Origin of the sequence: Acinetobacter sp. UNC436CL71CviS28 (assembly GCF_000620525.1) — a bacterium.
GTDB classification, from domain to species: Bacteria; Pseudomonadota; Gammaproteobacteria; order Pseudomonadales; family Moraxellaceae; genus Acinetobacter; species Acinetobacter radioresistens.
On record NZ_JIBB01000090.1, the window covers coordinates 1 to 1,814 of the forward strand.

Below are 1,814 nucleotides of genomic sequence, written 5' to 3' on the forward strand. Positions count from 1 at the left end.
TTACGGAATTAGGTCGACCACTTACCCAAGTTACGCCTTAAATTTGGCTCAATTAGGGGCGCTTTGCATTTCAAATCTTTGTGCAACAAAGCCCTTAAAAACAAGAAAAAGAGGATTGATAAAATGATGATAAAAAATAAAAAAGCGCCTGATGGCGCTTTCCTTTAATCATATTTATGGCGTCAGAATCACTTTACGACAGTCTTCTTCTTTTTTATCAAAAATACGGTAACCTTCCGCAGCATCTTCCAGTTTCATGCGATGGGTAATAATCAGATCTGGAGACAGATCTCCATTTTCAATATGTTCTAGCAACTGCGGCAAGTAGTTATGCACATGGGTTTGTCCCATTTTAAAGGTTAAACCTTTGTCAAAGGCATCACCAAACAGGAAGCCATGAATTGGACCGGCATAAACTCCAGGTACACTCACCACACCGCCGCGGCGGACCGCTGCAATACATTGTCTTAACGCTGAACCACTCGAACCTTCTAATTTCAGGTTGGTCATTACGGTTTCCAGCATGCTGCCTTTAGCTTCAAAACCGACCGCATCAATGACGGCATCGACTCCACGATAACCCGTGGTATTTTGAATGATAAATTCAGCGGCATCGACTTCATCAAAATTGACCGGAATCACTCCATAGGTTTGATGTGCGAAACGCAGACGATAAGGATGGTGATCGACCATAAAAATCTGCTCGGCACCGAGCATCCGCGCACAGGCAGCAGCCAGCAGACCGACTGGGCCAGCACCATAAATCGCCACACTGGAACCTCGACCAACTTGGGCATTGTTCACTGCTTGCCAGGCGGTTGGTAGAATATCGGTCAGGAATAATACTTTTTCATCAGGCAGGGAGCCTGGCACTTTAAATGGTCCGACATTGCCCTTGGGGATCCGCACATATTCAGCTTGACCACCCGGTATACCACCATACAGATGGCTAAAGCCAAATAAAGCTGCCCCTGGTGGAATCTGTTTTTTATTGAGAATTGCACCACGGCCGGTATTGGTATTTTCACAGGCAGCCATTAGTTCATGTTCACAGAAAAAACAGTGACCGCATGCAATCACAAAGGGAATAATTACCCGATCACCTTTTTTGACTTCGGTTACTTGTGGGCCGACTTCTTCTACAATTCCCATAAATTCATGGCCGAAAATATCACCGTCTTCAGTGGCCGGGATTTTTCCCCGGTATAAATGCAGATCTGAGCCACAGATGGCGGTGGCTGTCACCCTTAAAATAACGTCATCTGGTTCCTGAATCACTGGATCTGGAACAGATTCAACTCGTACATCCCGAGCACCATGATAGGTAAGAGCACGCATGCGGATTTCCTCTTTCTAGTTCAACATTAAACAGACTCGTAGCAAGGCTGCCAAGAATTAAAAAACACTTTTATTAGAGCCTTATGCGCCAAGAAATCGCTGTAAATTAATGTATGAAATAAGACATCCGAGTGTTTAAAAAATAAACTTATATAGGGTTTACGTAATTCGTGAGCTTATGTGTCGAATGAATAGAAAAGAACAGAATTAAAGAAACATCTAGTAATTTCTATAACTTATAGTGAATAGCCACCAATTTTGTAGACACCTTTTAGTTAGATAAAAAAGCAATTTTTTTGATCTTTAAAGAATGAGGATATAGTATTTGTAAAATTACTTAGCTGCTTAAAACTTAATTCTAATTGGTTAATAGGTGAAAAATGGGTAGTGTTTCAAAAAGTATGCTGGCATTAAACGAATCCATTATTGATATAAAAGAACACTAAATCAAAGGCTTTGAAATGATTTTCAAGCTT

At 41.4% G+C, this 1,814-nt stretch carries 1 protein-coding gene; it reads right to left on the reverse strand.

Translation table 11 applies throughout. The annotated features are described in order from the left end of the window. Window positions 1–174: 174 nt before the first annotated feature. A complete protein-coding gene (locus N518_RS0115210) occupies window positions 175–1,338 on the reverse strand; it encodes a zinc-dependent alcohol dehydrogenase (protein WP_004897278.1) in 1,164 nt (387 codons plus the stop codon). Window positions 1,339–1,814 lie beyond the last annotated feature (476 nt).